Source organism: Hymenobacter convexus, from assembly GCF_030580955.1.
In the GTDB taxonomy this organism is placed as follows: Bacteria; Bacteroidota; Bacteroidia; order Cytophagales; family Hymenobacteraceae; genus Hymenobacter.
This window is the reverse complement of record NZ_JAUQON010000008.1, coordinates 226,801-240,322: the sequence shown is the minus strand read 5'-3', so window position 1 is coordinate 240,322 and position 13,522 is coordinate 226,801. Positions and strand designations below refer to the sequence as shown.

11 protein-coding genes are annotated in these 13,522 nt (G+C 63.9%); 8 read left to right on the top strand and 3 right to left on the bottom strand.

Going from position 1 to position 13,522, the window contains the following annotated elements; genetic code table 11:
- Nucleotides 1–2: 2 nt before the first annotated feature.
- Both Q4S41_RS17785 and Q4S41_RS17780 read left to right on the top strand, forming a co-directional pair.
- Nucleotides 3–1,313 (top strand): glycosyltransferase family 4 protein, encoded by a 1,311-nt coding sequence (locus tag Q4S41_RS17785; RefSeq protein WP_305032487.1) that lies wholly within the window; start codon nucleotides 3–5, stop codon nucleotides 1,311–1,313.
- 15 nt (nucleotides 1,314–1,328) lie between these two features.
- On the top strand, nucleotides 1,329–3,053 hold the full coding sequence (locus tag Q4S41_RS17780; protein WP_305032486.1) for a DUF6044 family protein: 1,725 nt from the start codon (nucleotides 1,329–1,331) through the stop codon (nucleotides 3,051–3,053).
- A 6-nt stretch (nucleotides 3,054–3,059) separates the two neighbouring features.
- Here the strand turns inward: Q4S41_RS17780 and Q4S41_RS17775 are convergent, their stop codons facing one another.
- Both Q4S41_RS17775 and Q4S41_RS17770 read right to left on the bottom strand, forming a co-directional pair.
- Nucleotides 3,060–3,995, bottom strand: a complete 936-nt coding sequence (locus Q4S41_RS17775) for a hypothetical protein (protein WP_305032485.1) — start codon at nucleotides 3,993–3,995, stop codon at nucleotides 3,060–3,062.
- Nucleotides 3,992–5,464: an MBOAT family O-acyltransferase gene (locus tag Q4S41_RS17770; RefSeq protein WP_305032484.1), complete on the bottom strand. Its 1,473-nt coding sequence runs from the start codon at nucleotides 5,462–5,464 to the stop codon at nucleotides 3,992–3,994. The genes Q4S41_RS17775 and Q4S41_RS17770 overlap by 4 nt, the downstream gene beginning before the upstream one ends.
- A gap of 231 nt (nucleotides 5,465–5,695) precedes the next feature.
- Between Q4S41_RS17770 and pseB the strand changes: the two genes are divergently transcribed.
- Nucleotides 5,696–6,715, top strand: coding sequence for a UDP-N-acetylglucosamine 4,6-dehydratase (inverting) (gene pseB, locus Q4S41_RS17765; protein WP_305032483.1), 1,020 nt, complete (start codon nucleotides 5,696–5,698; stop codon nucleotides 6,713–6,715).
- A 3-nt stretch (nucleotides 6,716–6,718) separates the two neighbouring features.
- On the opposite strand, the gene Q4S41_RS17760 is transcribed toward pseB, so the two are convergent.
- Entirely contained in the window at nucleotides 6,719–8,719 is a 2,001-nt protein-coding gene (locus Q4S41_RS17760) for a T9SS type B sorting domain-containing protein (RefSeq protein ID WP_305032482.1), read from the bottom strand.
- A 257-nt stretch (nucleotides 8,720–8,976) separates the two neighbouring features.
- On the opposite strand from Q4S41_RS17760, the gene pseC reads away from it, so the two are divergent.
- The 5 genes from pseC to Q4S41_RS17735 all read left to right on the top strand — a co-directional run bounded on the left by pseC (nucleotide 8,977) and on the right by Q4S41_RS17735 (nucleotide 13,455).
- Nucleotides 8,977–10,170, top strand: coding sequence for a UDP-4-amino-4,6-dideoxy-N-acetyl-beta-L-altrosamine transaminase (gene pseC / locus Q4S41_RS17755; RefSeq protein WP_305032481.1), 1,194 nt, complete (start codon nucleotides 8,977–8,979; stop codon nucleotides 10,168–10,170).
- A gap of 1 nt (nucleotide 10,171) precedes the next feature.
- Complete coding sequence (locus tag Q4S41_RS17750) at nucleotides 10,172–11,077, top strand: aldo/keto reductase (protein ID WP_305032480.1); 906 nt, start codon at nucleotides 10,172–10,174, stop codon at nucleotides 11,075–11,077.
- Nucleotides 11,059–11,865 carry an SDR family NAD(P)-dependent oxidoreductase gene (locus tag Q4S41_RS17745; RefSeq protein ID WP_305032479.1) on the top strand — a complete coding sequence of 269 codons (807 nt, stop codon included), beginning with the start codon at nucleotides 11,059–11,061 and terminating at the stop codon, nucleotides 11,863–11,865. Before Q4S41_RS17750 ends, Q4S41_RS17745 begins: the two co-directional genes overlap by 19 nt.
- 4 nt (nucleotides 11,866–11,869) lie before the next feature.
- Nucleotides 11,870–12,619 carry a cytidylyltransferase domain-containing protein gene (locus Q4S41_RS17740; RefSeq protein ID WP_305032478.1) on the top strand — a complete coding sequence of 250 codons (750 nt, stop codon included), beginning with the start codon at nucleotides 11,870–11,872 and terminating at the stop codon, nucleotides 12,617–12,619.
- Between the two features lie 89 nt (nucleotides 12,620–12,708).
- Nucleotides 12,709–13,455, top strand: a complete 747-nt coding sequence (locus Q4S41_RS17735) for a TylF/MycF/NovP-related O-methyltransferase (RefSeq protein WP_305032477.1) — start codon at nucleotides 12,709–12,711, stop codon at nucleotides 13,453–13,455.
- Nucleotides 13,456–13,522 lie beyond the last annotated feature (67 nt).

Here is a 13,522-nt window from a genome sequence, read left to right as displayed (position 1 = left end):
CCGTGTCCGCCCTACGTCCGCTGCGCCTGCTCGTCATCACCTATTATTGGCCGCCTTCGGGCGGGGCCGGCGTGCAGCGCTGCCTGAAATTTGTGAAGCACCTCGGGCATTTCGGCGTGGAGCCCACGGTGATAACCGTGGACCCGGCCCAGGCCACCTACCCGGTACGCGACGAAAGCCTGCTGGCCGAGGTGCCAGCCGGCGTGCGCGTCATCCGCACTGGCACTACGGAGCCGTTTGAGAGCTACAAGAAGCTGACCGGCCGGGCCGTGCCCTACGGCGGCTTTGCCAACGAAGGCAAGCCGGGCGCCATGCAGAAAGTGCTGCGCTTCGTGCGCGGCAACCTGTTCATTCCGGACCCGCGCCGGGGCTGGAACCGCCACGCCCTGGCCGCCGTGGAAAAGCTGCTGGCTGCTGGCGAGCAGTTCGACGCCGTGCTCACTTCGTCGCCGCCGCACTCCACCCAGCTCATTGGGTTGGAATTGAAAAAGCGCCACGGCCTGCGCTGGCTGGCCGATATGCGCGACCCGTGGACGGACATTTATTACTACAAAGACCTGCACCACACGCCGCTGGCCGCCTGGCTCGATGCGCGCTACGAGCGGCAGGTGCTCACCCAGGCCGATACCGTGCTGGTGACCTCGCCCGAAACCAAGCGGCTGTTTATGGCCAAGCTGCCGGAGCTGCCTTCGGCCAAGCTTCAGGTGCTGCCGAATGGTTACGACGAAACGGACTTCTGCCAGCCCTCGCAGCCGCCCACAGACTGCCTGCGCATCACGCACACCGGCACCATCACAGAGTTGTATCACATTGACTGCCTGCTCAATGTCATTACCAGCTGCGCCGCCCGGCATCCTGAAGTGCCGCTGCGGCTGCGCTTCGTGGGGCAGGTTTCGGCCCAATTGCGCCAGCAAATTGAACAGGCGGGCCTGCTAACAGCCACAGAGTTTATACCTTTTGTGCCGCACGATAAGTCGGTAGAATACCTGCTCAGTTCCTCGGTGCTGCTGATGGCTATTCCGGACGTGCCGCGCAATTTCGGCATTCTGCCGGGCAAGATTTTCGAGTACCTCGCGGCCAACAAGCCCATTCTGTGCGTGGGCCCGGCCGGCTCCGACGCCGACAACCTGCTCCAGGAATGCGAGGCGGGCCAAGCCTTGCCCTACCAGGATTCAGCACTAATGCTGGCTACGCTGGAAACACTAGTGGCCCAGTGGCGCCAGAACCCCAACCTCGACCTGCCGGCCGTGAGCCACAACCGCTATTCCCGCCGCGCGCTGGCCGGGCGGCTGGCCGAAATTGCCGCCCGCTAATTGCAACCACGCCCAATGAAGAGTGGAAGCCCCTTTTTACGGCCGTTGTCGCTGGCACTGCTGGGTCTGGCGCTGTTTCTGCTACCCTTTTTGCTGCTGCAAAGCCACAGCTACCTTACGATTCACGACAACCTAGATACGGAAATTGGCAGCCCCTACCTGCTGAACAAGTTCCGGGTAGTATTCGACTATCGGCCCACCACGGTGATTCCGAGCATCATGAACGGGCTGCCGCGCAACGCCCTACGCTCGGGGCTGAACCCGACGGTGTGGCTGTTTGGGGTGCTGCCGTGGGCGGCGTATCTGGTTAATCAGGCACTGGTGCGGCTGCTGGGGCTGCTGGGCATGTGGGCACTACTGCGGGCGCGCTGGCTGCCGGAGCCGGGCCAGCGAGGCCTGGCGGCCGGCCTGGCGCTGGCCTGGGCTACGCTGCCCATCTACTCCATTTATGGGCTGACGGTGCTAGGCCAGCCGGCGCTGCTACTGGCCGTGTTGCGCCTGCGCGACGGCCGCGGGCGCTGGTGGGACTGGCTGCTAGTGGCGGCATTTCCGGTGTGGACGTTTTTTGTATTTGTGGGGCCGTTTATAGGCGGCGCATTGGCCGGGCTGGCGCTCTACGACTTCTGGCATGGGCGGCGGGCGGCGGCACTTCGGGTGGCTCTGGCCACGGGCTTGCTGATGGCCATGTATGTGGTGGTGGAGTGGCCGCTGTTTTACTCGTTGCTTGTGGCACAGCAGTTCATATCGCATCGGGTAGAACATGACTTGTTGCGGCAAACGCAAATGGGACTGCTGCCCGGCTTGCGGCAGTCGCTTAATTTTCTGGTGCTGGGGCAATACCACTCCAGCCAGTTTTTTCGGGGAGCCGTGGCGCTGGCCGTGCTGGCCGCGCTGGCTTGGGCACCGGGCGGGTGGCGAGTGGCCGCCCGTCGGCTGGCGCCGTGGCTGCTGGATATTTTGGGGGTGAGTATTTTTTGCGGATTCGTTCTGCAGGGCGTGGCTCTGGTGCAACATCAGCTGCCCTTGCTGCACGCTTTTAATCTCACGCGGCTGGGGTTTCTGCTGCCGCTGGCCTGCTTCGGGGTGCTGGCGTTGGGCTTGCGCCTGCTGCCAATTCAGCGCCGGCTGGTGGCGGCCGGGATAGTGGCCGTGCAGCTACTCATTGGCCTGCTCATGAATACGGAATGGACCAACAACCTGCGCGAATTGGCCGGCCGACCGAAAAAGGGCCAGCCAAACTATGCACAGTACATGGCCAAACCGCTGTTTACCAGCATCAAGCAGCACCTGGCCCAACGCACGGGCCTGCCGCCCAGCGGCTACCGCGTGGGCTGCCTGGGCTTCGCGCCAGCCGTAGCGCAGCTCAACGATTTCTACACCCTCGACAGCAACCAGAACAACTACCCGCTGGCATATAAGCACCAGTTCCGGCCGCTTATTGCCGGTGAGCTGGCCAAAGACGCGGCCCTGCGTACTTACTTCGATGCCTGGGGCAACCGCTGTTTTTTCTTCGCGCACGAGCTGGGCCGCAACTTCCTGGTGCCGGCCGCGCCCGTGCGCACCGTGCAGGATTGGGCACTCAACGCAGCTGCTTTCAAGCAATTAGGCGGGCGGTTTATTCTCAGCGCGGCGCGGCTGGCGCATCCGGCCCGTAGCGGCCTGCGCCCGGTGGCCGATTTTGCCCACCCAGATTCCTACTGGCACATTTACGTGTATGAAGTAGCCGAAACAGCCAAGTAGAAAAGGCTACTGCGCGGCCAGCATTTTGGCTAAGTCCTTGGCCAGTTGCTCGCTGAAAGCTGCGCTGGCGTTGCGCTGCAGGTGGTTGCCATCGGTGGTGGCGTAGGGCTGGGCGCTGTAATCGAGGTAGGGCACGGCCGAGTTGTTGGCCAGTCGGCGCATGAGTTGGTCGAAGCCGGGCTGGTAAACTTGTTCCAATTGCAGCAGCGACGGCCCGACGGGCAGGCGCACTAGTACCACGCGGCCGTGGGGCTTCAGGAACTCAATGGTTTGGCGCAAGGCCTGTAGCCGGCTCGCCGAGAGGTGCTGAGCAGCGGCCAGTTGCTTATAATCCTGCAGCTTGCGGGTGGTGCGGGCGCGCACCTGGGCGCTGTCGGTGCCAATGTTGACTTCCAGCCAGCCGTCGGGGTGCAGGCGCTCGGTGGCGGTGGCGTAGTCGAGCAGCAGGCGGTAGAGCGGCTTGGTTTGGTAGCGCGTGAGGTAAGGCAGATTGGGATTCTGGCTCACCTGATGGAGCTGGCCAATGAACGACTGGTCCTCCGGAAAGACCCCTTCCGGGCCGGTGAGCGACAGCGACCACGGGTCGACGGCTACAATAAAAAGGCCGTTTTTCACCTCCGGGCGCAGCTTGCGCTGGATACTGCGCAAATAAGCCTGGCCGTAGGGCGAGTGCGTGAGCGTGAAAGCGTAGTTAAGCAGCGGCCCCTCAAACCGGCCGCCCAGCCGCGCCGCCAGCACCGCCGGCCGGATTCCCTGCGCCGCCCGCGAGGTGCCCAACACCAGCGAGCCCGCGGGTGGGCTGGTGAAACGGCCGTAAAACGCATCAACCTGCCCGCGCCGCAGCACCGGGCCCAGCGCCAGCGCACCCAGCAGCGCCGCGCTGGCCAGCAGCGCCAGCCGCCCCAGCAGCTTCAGAACCGCAGAATTATCGGGCCGCTTCAAAATTGAAAATAAATAAACGAGGTGCTGTTGAACACGCCTAGGTACAGAATTAGCAGCGCCAGCCCGGCGTAGCCGGCCCAACGCACGGCCGCCGGTTGGGCCGAAACCCAGGCCTGCAGACTGCGCGCCCGGCCGAAATATTCGAGGACCAGCATGAGGCACACGCTGAAAGCGGCCACGGCCAGTTCGGGCCGGTAGTGCTGCGAAAATTCGAGCAGCAGCGTGGCCGTGCCGCGCCCGCCCAGCGTGTTCCAGCTGCTGAACAGGTGCTGGCTGATGAAAATGGCATCGTCCAAAGTGTTGGCGCGGAAGAAAATCCAGGCGTAGGCCACCAGCCCGAACGTGAGCAGCACGCCCCCAGCCCGGCGCAGGCGCGGGTGCGCCGTCAGCCCCGTGAGCTGCGCCAGCCGCTCTCGCGCCGGCCGGGCCCAGGTGCTGAGCACCAGGTACAGCCCGTGCAGCCCGCCCCAGACCAGAAACGTCCAGTTGGCGCCGTGCCAGAGGCCGCTGATGAGAAACACCGCCAGCAGGTTGCCATAGGCGCGGGCCGGGGCTACGCGGCTGCCCCCCAGCGGGATATACACGTAGTCGCGAAACCAGCTCGACAGCGAAATGTGCCAGCGGCGCCAGAACTCGGGCACCGAGGCCGACAGGTAGGGCTGCCGGAAATTGAGGTTGAACTCGAAGCCGAGCACCCGGGCGGCGCCCCGCGCCATGTCGGTATAGCCCGAAAAATCGCCGTAAATCTGAAAGGTAAAAGCCAGCGTGGCCAGCAGCAGCAGCGGCCCCTCGGGGTGCTGGCGCGGGTTGTTGAAAATCGGGTTGACGAGCAGGGCCAGGCGGTCGGCCACCACCACTTTCTTGAACAATCCCCAGGCCATGAGCCGCAACCCACTCACTACGCGCTGATAATCAAACTCGTGCTCCCGCCGAAACTGCGGCAGCATGTGCCCGCCGCGCTCAATGGGCCCGGCCACCAGTTGCGGAAAAAACGCCACGAACAGGGCAAACCGTCCGAAATTCCGTTCCGCTGCCAACCGGCCCTGGTACACATCGATGATGTAGCCCACCGACTGAAACGTGTAGAACGACACGCCCACCGGCAGCAGCAGGCCCAGCACCGGCCCGCTGCCGTGCGGCAGGTGGAATGCCTCGGCCAGCTGTAATACGGAGTCGCGAAAGAAGTTGAAGTACTTGAAAACGAACAGCGTACCCAGATTGCTGGCCAGGCTGAGGTAGAGCCAGGGCCGCCGCGCCGCCTTGGTGGGCAGCTGGCTCATGCGGTAGCCGCTGTAGTAGTCAAGGACGGTGGTGGCGAGCAGCAGCAGGGCATAAATAGCCCGCCAGCTCATGTAGAAATAGTAGCTGGCAGCGAGCAGCAGCGGGTTGCGCCAGCGGGGCGGCAAGCCAAAATAGAGCCCGACGACGAGCGGGAAAAAGAGGAGAAAGTGGAGGGAATTGAAAAGCATGCGGGGCGCGGCAGCGGCTGGGCGGTGCGAAGGTCGGCAGCGGCGGGCGTTTTAAGAGCGGGCCTGTCATCCTGAGCGCAGCGAAGGACCTTTTCACCTTGAAACGACTAGCAGTAATTCAGCCGATGATGACGTGAGCAGGTCCTTCGCTGCGCTCAGGATGACAGGCGGCATTAGCGCCAATCCTAATTGAACTACTTTTGCAGTCCTGTTTTGGCTTCCCCTTTTTTCATGGCTCTCGACCTCAACCACAAATCCATCCTCGTTACGGGCGGCACCGGCTCGTTCGGCAAGCAATTCGTCCGCACCGTTTTCGAAAAATTCCCGCAGGTGAAGCGCCTCGTGGTGTTCTCGCGCGACGAGTTGAAGCAGTACGAGATGAGCCAGGAATTCAGCCCGGCCAAGTACCCGGCCATTCGCTATTTCATTGGCGATGTGCGCGACCCGCAGCGCCTGCACCGCGCCTGCGAGGGCATCGACATCGTGATTCACGCCGCCGCCCTCAAGCAGGTGCCCGCCGCCGAGTACAACCCGATGGAGTGCATCAAGACCAATATTTTCGGCGCCGAAAACGTCATCAACGCCGCCCTCGACTCCGGCGTGAAGGACGTGGTGGCCCTGAGCACCGACAAAGCCGCCGCGCCCATCAACCTCTACGGCGCCACCAAACTGTGCTCGGATAAGCTCTTCGTGGCGGCCAATAACATGAAGGGCAGCCGCGACTTACGCTTTTCGGTGGTGCGCTACGGCAACGTTATTGGCTCGCGCGGTTCGGTGGTGCCGTTCTTTTTGCAGCAGCGCCACACCGGCGTGCTGCCCATCACTCACCCCGACATGACGCGCTTCAATATCTCGCTCGAAGAAGGCGTTGATTTGGTGCTCTATGCGCTGGAGCACGCCTGGGGCGGCGAGATTTTCGTGCCGAAAATTCCTTCCTACAAAATCACGGAAGTGGCCCGCGCCATTGGCCCGGAGTGCGAGCAAAAAATCGTGGGCATCCGCCCCGGCGAGAAGCTGCACGAGGCCATGATTACGGAAACCGACGCCCTGAGCACCGTGGAACTGGACCGCTACTACGTCATCCTGCCCTCGATGCCGACCTGGGACGTGGATAAATTCATTGCCAACTTCCACGGCAAGCGCGTGCCGCTGGGCTTCCAGTACGATTCGGCCAACAACGAGGAATGGCTCGATGCCGAACAGATTCGAGATGAAATCCGCCTGCACGTGGACGCGGATTTCGTGGCCTAGTGGCTAGCGCCGCACCTCCAGCCAGCCCTTGAGGCGCTGATTGGAGGTGCGGTTGCTGAGCTGGTAATAATACACGCCGTCCGGCTGGCCCTGAGCGGCCCAGCTGTTGTCGTACTGCTCCTGCCAATGCACCTGCCGGCCCCAGCGGTTGAAGATGCGCAGGCTCCAGTCCGCCGCATTGAGCCCTTTGAGCACGAAAAGCTGGTTGAGCGCGTCGCCGTTGGGGGTGATGATGGTGGGCAGCGCCGGGCAGTCATTCACCGTGATGCTGACTTCTTTGGTGGTGAGGCAGCCGCTGGGACTGGCCACCGTGACGCGGTACGTGCCGGAGGTGCTGACCTGGAATTCCGGGCCGGTGCTGCCATCCTGCCAGCGGTAGGTGCTGCCGGCGGGCTGCGGGCCCACGCTTAGCAGCGGGGCCTCGTCGGCACATAACGTGCGAGACACGCCCAACTCTACCACCGGCGCCTCATAGACCTGCACCGTTTGGGTGCCCGTGAACTGCTGGCCGCTACCCGTGCTGATGCGCAGCGTGACGGTGTAGGTGCCGCCCTCCCGATAAGTATGCGACGGCGAGTCGCCAGTGGCCGTATTGGCCGCGCCGGAAGCGGAGTCGCCAAAATCCCAAGTGCGCGCAGTGGGCGTGGCCAAGGGGCTCACCCACGACACAAAAAACATTTCCTGATTGGCGCACACGTTGCGGGCGGCGATGTAAATCAGCCCTGCGCCGGTGCCGGCGCGCAGGTTCAGGTCGCTGAGGGTGAGGGGGAAGGTGCCGGTGCTGGGTTGGCGGGGCGCGAGGCTGAAAGCGCTGCTTTGCCATTGGCAGCCGTTGCCCAGGGCGTTGGGCGCGCTGATTCGGCCTAGTTGGGAATTGCCGTAGCTCACGTAGAGGTTGCCGTCGGGCGCCAGCTTCAGGTCGCGCATTTGCGGAGAAGCGCCGGGGCCCTGAACCTGGATGGGTGTTCGCGTCGCATCTATCATTTGGGCCGAGCCGGCCAGCAGGTTGTACTGCAGAGGGGCAACGCCGGCAGTGTCGGCGTAGAGGCGCGTGCCGTCGGGCGAGAACTCCAGCCCGGTCAGGGTGCTCAGAAAGCCGGAGCCGCTGCCTTGGTTCATCACCCAGTGCGAGCCCTTGGCGCGGGTGGGCAGCTCCTGCGCGTTATCGACCTGGCCGGTGGAAGTATTGAACCGGGCTAATTCCAGCCGGCCGAAAACGTGCAAGGTTGAAGGCTGGCTGGCATTGACGAGCAACGCCAGCTGTAAGCCATCGACGGAGGCCTTGAAGATGCCGTTGGAGCTAATCCAGCGGGGCTGCTGGCTGATGACCGGCGTGGCGGCCAGGCCGCCGGACCCCAGCAGCCAACTGCAGTACTGCCCTTCGGTGGTGACGCCGATGAGCCACAGGTCGCGGCCGTTGGTGTGGCGCACGGCGGCCCAGTTGCAGGCCAACCCGTAGATGGGCCCCTGGATGTGCAGGGCAAAATCGGGCAGCCGGACGCTGTCGCGGGCCACGATGCTGCCCAGGCCGTTGCGGGTGCTCATGTCCACCACCGCATAGGGCAGGTACAGCGGCGTAGTGCTGCGCGTGGGGTATTCGTTCGTGTAAAATTCGCGCTGACTCACAAATACATAGTAGCGGGTGGTGCTTCCCGGCTGGGGCAGCGCCAGCACCTGCCGCACGTTGGCGCTGAAGTTGCGCAGCACCTGCGACACGTTGCGCCCGGGCATGAGCCGGCCGTTGCGGTCCCAAACCCGGTAGCCGTCGGATGAAAACTGGAAGTTGCCCGCGCCGTCGGAAATGGCCGCGGCCCCCTGCGGAAACCGCACGTGGCCATTGAGCAGCGGCTTTGCCTGCGGAATGGGCGCCACGAACGAAATGCCGGCGCTGTCGCCGAAGTACCAGTTGAAGTATTCGCACTGGGCTTGGGCGGAGCCCGCCAGGCCCAGCACCAGCAGGAGCACGCGCGCCATCGACTGCCAGTTAGGTAGAATTGACATCATATTGCAAGGTAGAAACGCCCACAACGCTGACCCGCCAGCTGGGGCGCAGGTTGCATGAGCCAGCCCCCCACCCAAATATGGGCAGAACAGGCGGTGCGCTGGTGTGGGCGTATTGGGGTAGCGCACTGCCGGCTATCCTCGATTGCCCGGCTGCCGAAGGCCTGAAGCCGGCAGTGCTTATCATAGGCAAGCGCTTGGCTAGTGCAAAAGCGGACTTTTCTGCGTGGCCCGCCGCATTCCCTTTTACCTTTGCCCCGATGCCTGATTCCGCCTTCCACCCCGCCCGCCCCCTGCCCTACGGCCGCCAGTTCATCAGCGAGGCCGACGTGGCCGCCGTGGTGGCCAGCCTGCACGCCGACTTCCTCACCCAGGGGCCGACGGTAGCCGAATTTGAAAAGCAGTTCGCCCAGTATATCGGTGCCCGTTATGCCGTGGCCGTGAGCAACGGCACGGCCGCCCTGCACCTGTGCGCTCTGGCCCTGAACGTGCAGCCCGGCCAGCGCGTCATCACCACGCCGCTCACCTTCTCTGCTTCTGCCAACTGCGTGCGCTACTGCGGCGGCGAAGTCCATTTTGCCGACATTGACCCTGCCACCGGATTGATTGATTTGGCCAAAGTGCGGGCCTTGCTCGAAGCGCATCCGAAAGGGTATTTCACGGGCCTGATTCCGGTTGATTTTGCCGGGCTGGCCGTGAACCTGGAGGAAGCGCGCCGGCTGGCCGACGAGTTTGGCCTCTGGCTGATTGAGGACGCCTGCCACGCGCCCGGCGGCTTTTTCATCGACTCGCAGGGCCGGGAGCAGCGCTGCGGCAACGGCAACTTTGCCGACCTGGCCATCTTCAGCTTCCACCCCGTGAAGCACATTGCCACCGGCGAGGGCGGCATGATTACCACCAACTCGGAGGCGCTGTTCCACCACCTGCTGCGCCTGCGCACCCACGGCATCACCCGCGACCCGGCCGACCTGCAGCGCGAGCCCGACGGCGGCTGGTACATGGAAATGCAGGAGCTCGGCTACAACTACCGCCTGCCCGACCTCAACTGCGCCCTCGGCCTGAGCCAGCTCGCCCGCGCCGACGAGGGCCTTGCCCGCCGCCGCCAGCTGGCAGCCCGCTACGATGCGGCCTTTGCCCAGGTGCCGGGCGTTACGGTGTTGGCGCCTGCCCGAGCCGGCCACGCCTATCATCTCTACGTCATTCAAGTAGCGCATCGGCGTGAGCTGTATGACTTTCTGAAAACCAAACAGATATTCGCGCAGGTGCATTACATCCCGGTGCACCGTATGCCTTACTACGAGGCCCAGGGCTGGCGCGCGGGAGACTTCCCGCTGGCGGAGGAATACTACGCGCACTGCCTCAGCATCCCCATGTTTCCGACGCTGACCGACGAGGAGCAGGACTACGTGGTGGCCTGCATTCGGGAGTTTGTTGAAGCGCCCCATGCTCGCTGATATGACGCCCCCCGATGCCCGAAACCTGGCCGGCCGCTTGGCGCTGGGCACCGTGCAGTTCGGCCTAGACTACGGCATCAACAACGTGGCCGGCCGCCCCGACGACACCACGGTAGCCGAAATTCTGAGTACCGCCCAGGCCGCCGGCATCAGCCTGCTGGACACGGCCGCCGCCTACGGCGACAGCGAAACCCGCCTGGGCGATTGGCTAAGCCGCACCGCCGCCGGGGCTCGGCCGTTTGAACTGGTCACCAAACTGGCGGCGGGCCCGGCCGGGGAGGTACGACAGGCTTTGCAGGAATCGCTGGCGCGGCTGCGGCAGGCTTCGATTTACGGCGTGCTGTTCCACCAGTTTGCCGGGTTTCGGGAGCATCCGGCGGCCTGGGAGGTGTTGCGCGAGGCGCAGGCGGCGGGCACGGTGCAGCGCATCGGCGTGTCGCTCTACCATCCCGAGGAAGCCGAGTGGCTGCTGGCCCACCCGATGGGCGTGGGTTTGGTGCAGCTGCCTTTTAACGTGCTCGACCAACGGTTTGGCCCGCTGCTGCCGGCCTTGCAGCAGGCGGGCGTGGAAGTGCACGTGCGGTCGGCTTTCCTGCAAGGCCTGTTGTTGCGCTACCCGGCCACGCTGCCCCCATTCTTCGCGCCGCTGGCCCCGAAAATCAGCGCGCTTGACGCATTGGCCAAGTGTGCCGAAATACCGCTGACTAGCCTGCTGCTGCTGTTTGCCGCTTATGCGCCCGGGGTTAGCCGGGCCGTCATCGGCGTCGATACGGCCGCCAATCTGCGTGAAAACCTGGCCGCGGGCGCCTACGCCGGCCAGGCCGAGCGCCTCCGGCCGGAGCTGCAAGCCCTGGCCGAAGCCACCACCGATTTTATCCTGCCTTACGCATGGCCTCCTCGCTCTTAGCCTCTTACGCCAACTTGTTCGACCTAACCGGCCGCCTCGTGCTTATTACGGGCGGCTACGGGCACCTGGGCCGCGGAATGGTAGCCGGGCTGCTGGCCCACGGCGCCACCGTGGTGGTACTGGGCCGCGATGAAGCCCGTTTCAAATCCACGTTTGCCGAGGTGCTGGCCGATGGGCGCTTGCATTTCGAAAGCTGCGACGTGGCGTCCACGCTATCGGTGCAGGCGGCGCTGGCGGCCTGCCGGGAGCAACACGGCCTGCCCCATGTGCTTGTCAACAATGCGGTGTACAGCGCTGGTCAGCAGCCCGATGCACTGACCGACGAGCAGTTTGCCCGCGGCCTCGACGGCTCGGCGGGCAGCGCCTACCGCTGCCTGCGCGAGGTGCTGCCCTACTTGCGCGAAAACGGCGGCGGCAAAATCATCAATGTGGCGTCGATGTACGGCTTGGTGGCGCCCGACTTTGCGGCTTACGATGACTACCCGCAATTCCTTAACCCGCCCCACTACGGCGCGGCTAAAGCCGCTGTCATTCAGCTCACTAAGTACTTCGCTTCGTACCTCGGCCCCGAGAATATTCAGGTAAATTGCGTGTCGCCGGGGCCTTTCCCGAGCGAGGGCGTGCAGGAAACCGCCGGTTTTGTGGCTGAACTGCAGCAGCGCAACCCATTGGGGCGCATTGGCCGGCCCGAGGATTTGGCAGGCGCTTTTGTGTATTTGAGCGCGGCTGCATCGGATTTTGTAACCGGCCACAACCTCGTGGTGGACGGGGGCTGGACCATACGCTAGACCTATGCTACCCCTCTGGCCCGTTCGCGTTGTCGTCATCATTCAGGCCCGCATGAACTCCTCGCGCCTGCCGGGCAAGGTGCTCCTGCCCCTGCCTCTGTCGGCCGAAACCACGGTGCTGGGCCACGTGGTGGCCCGCGCCCGGCAGGTGGTGCCGGCCGCCAGTGTGGTGGTGGCCACCTCCACACTGGCGGCCGACGATGCTGTGGCCGCCGCCGCCCAGGCCCTGCAAGTACCAGTTTTTCGGGGCGATGAGCAGGATGTATTGAGCCGGTTTGTGGGCGCCGCGGCGGCTCACGATGCCGAAGTGGTGGTGCGCATCACCGCCGACAATCCGGCCCTCGACCCGGCCTTCATGCGGGCGGCCGTGGCCCACCATCTAGCTACGCAGGCTGACTACACGCTGACAACGGGTTTGCCTTTAGGCACTAATGTAGAAGTGCTGACGGCCGCCGCCCTGCGCCGGGCCGGCGCGGAAGCCACCCAGCCGGAGGAGCGGGAGCATGTGACGCCCTACCTGCGCCGCCACCCCGAGCTTTTACGGCTCGAAACGCTGCCGCTGGAGGTGCCGGCGGCGGTGGCCGGGCTGCGCCTCACCGTGGATTATCCCAGCGACTACGCCCTGCTGCACCTGCTTTATTCACAGCTTCCGGCCGATTTTTCCCTGACCGACCCGGCGGGCCTGCCCGCCCTGCTGGTAAGGCACCCTTGGCTGGCCGCCATCAACAACGCCAATACCCAGGTGCAGCCTTAGCGCCTGTTTAAGCTAGTTGTTGAGACGCGATGGCAGTTAGCCCGAATAATCGTGGCATTTTTGCACCCCGTTCACCCCGATTCCGCCCTATGTCCTCCCCGATTAATGTTCTGAGCGGTGCGCCCGTGCAGGAGCAGACGCGCCGCGAAAACTTCGCCCAAACCCTGCGCGAGTCGCCCATTCCGAACCCCGAGCTGCCCAACAACCTGGGGTTGTACCTGAATAGGCAGACGCTCTCGCGCCTGCTGTTCTTCACCGAGCTCTACCAGCAAATCATCCCGGTGCACGGCGTGGCCATGGAATTTGGGGTGCGCTGGGGCCAGAACCTGGCGCTGATGCACGCCTTGCGCGGCATCTACGAGCCCTTCAATTACAACCGCAAAATCATTGGTTTCGATACGTTTGGCGGGTTTCCGTCCGTCGATGCAAAGGACGGCGACCGAGTAAAGGCCGGTGACTATGGCGTGACCGACAACTATCAGGAATACCTCACCCAGATACTGGCCTTGCACGAGCAGGACAGCCCTATTCCGCACAAGCGCAAGTTTGAGCTGGTGGCCGGCGACGCCTCCGAAACCGTGCCACGCTACCTGCGCGACCACCCCGAAACCGTCATCGCCTTCGCCTACTTCGACTTTGACATTTACGCTCCTACAAAGGCTTGTCTCGAAGCCATCCGGCCCCGCCTGACCAAAGGCGCCATCGTGGCCTTCGACGAGCTGAACTGCCCCGAGTTTCCGGGCGAGACGCTGGCATTCGACGAGGTTTTCGGCGTGGCCAACTACGCCCTGCGCCGCAGCCCGCTCAATCCGCTGATTTCTTATTTGGTGGTGTAAGCATTGGTTGTCGGAATCTTACTGAACGTCATGTCGAGCGCAGCCGAGACATCTCACTAGGGTCGTC

Coding starts and splice junctions, on each gene's coding strand:
- pseB (WP_305032483.1), top strand. CDS start 5,696: ATGGCTCTCGACCTCAACCACAAATCCATCCTCGTTACGGGCGGCACC.
- Q4S41_RS17770 (WP_305032484.1), bottom strand. CDS start 5,464: ATGCTTTTCAATTCCCTCCACTTTCTCCTCTTTTTCCCGCTCGTCGTC.
- Q4S41_RS17745 (WP_305032479.1), top strand. CDS start 11,059: ATGGCCTCCTCGCTCTTAGCCTCTTACGCCAACTTGTTCGACCTAACC.
- pseC (WP_305032481.1), top strand. CDS start 8,977: ATGCCTGATTCCGCCTTCCACCCCGCCCGCCCCCTGCCCTACGGCCGC.
- Q4S41_RS17750 (WP_305032480.1), top strand. CDS start 10,172: ATGACGCCCCCCGATGCCCGAAACCTGGCCGGCCGCTTGGCGCTGGGC.
- Q4S41_RS17735 (WP_305032477.1), top strand. CDS start 12,709: ATGTCCTCCCCGATTAATGTTCTGAGCGGTGCGCCCGTGCAGGAGCAG.
- Q4S41_RS17780 (WP_305032486.1), top strand. CDS start 1,329: ATGAAGAGTGGAAGCCCCTTTTTACGGCCGTTGTCGCTGGCACTGCTG.
- Q4S41_RS17740 (WP_305032478.1), top strand. CDS start 11,870: ATGCTACCCCTCTGGCCCGTTCGCGTTGTCGTCATCATTCAGGCCCGC.
- Q4S41_RS17760 (WP_305032482.1), bottom strand. CDS start 8,719: ATGATGTCAATTCTACCTAACTGGCAGTCGATGGCGCGCGTGCTCCTG.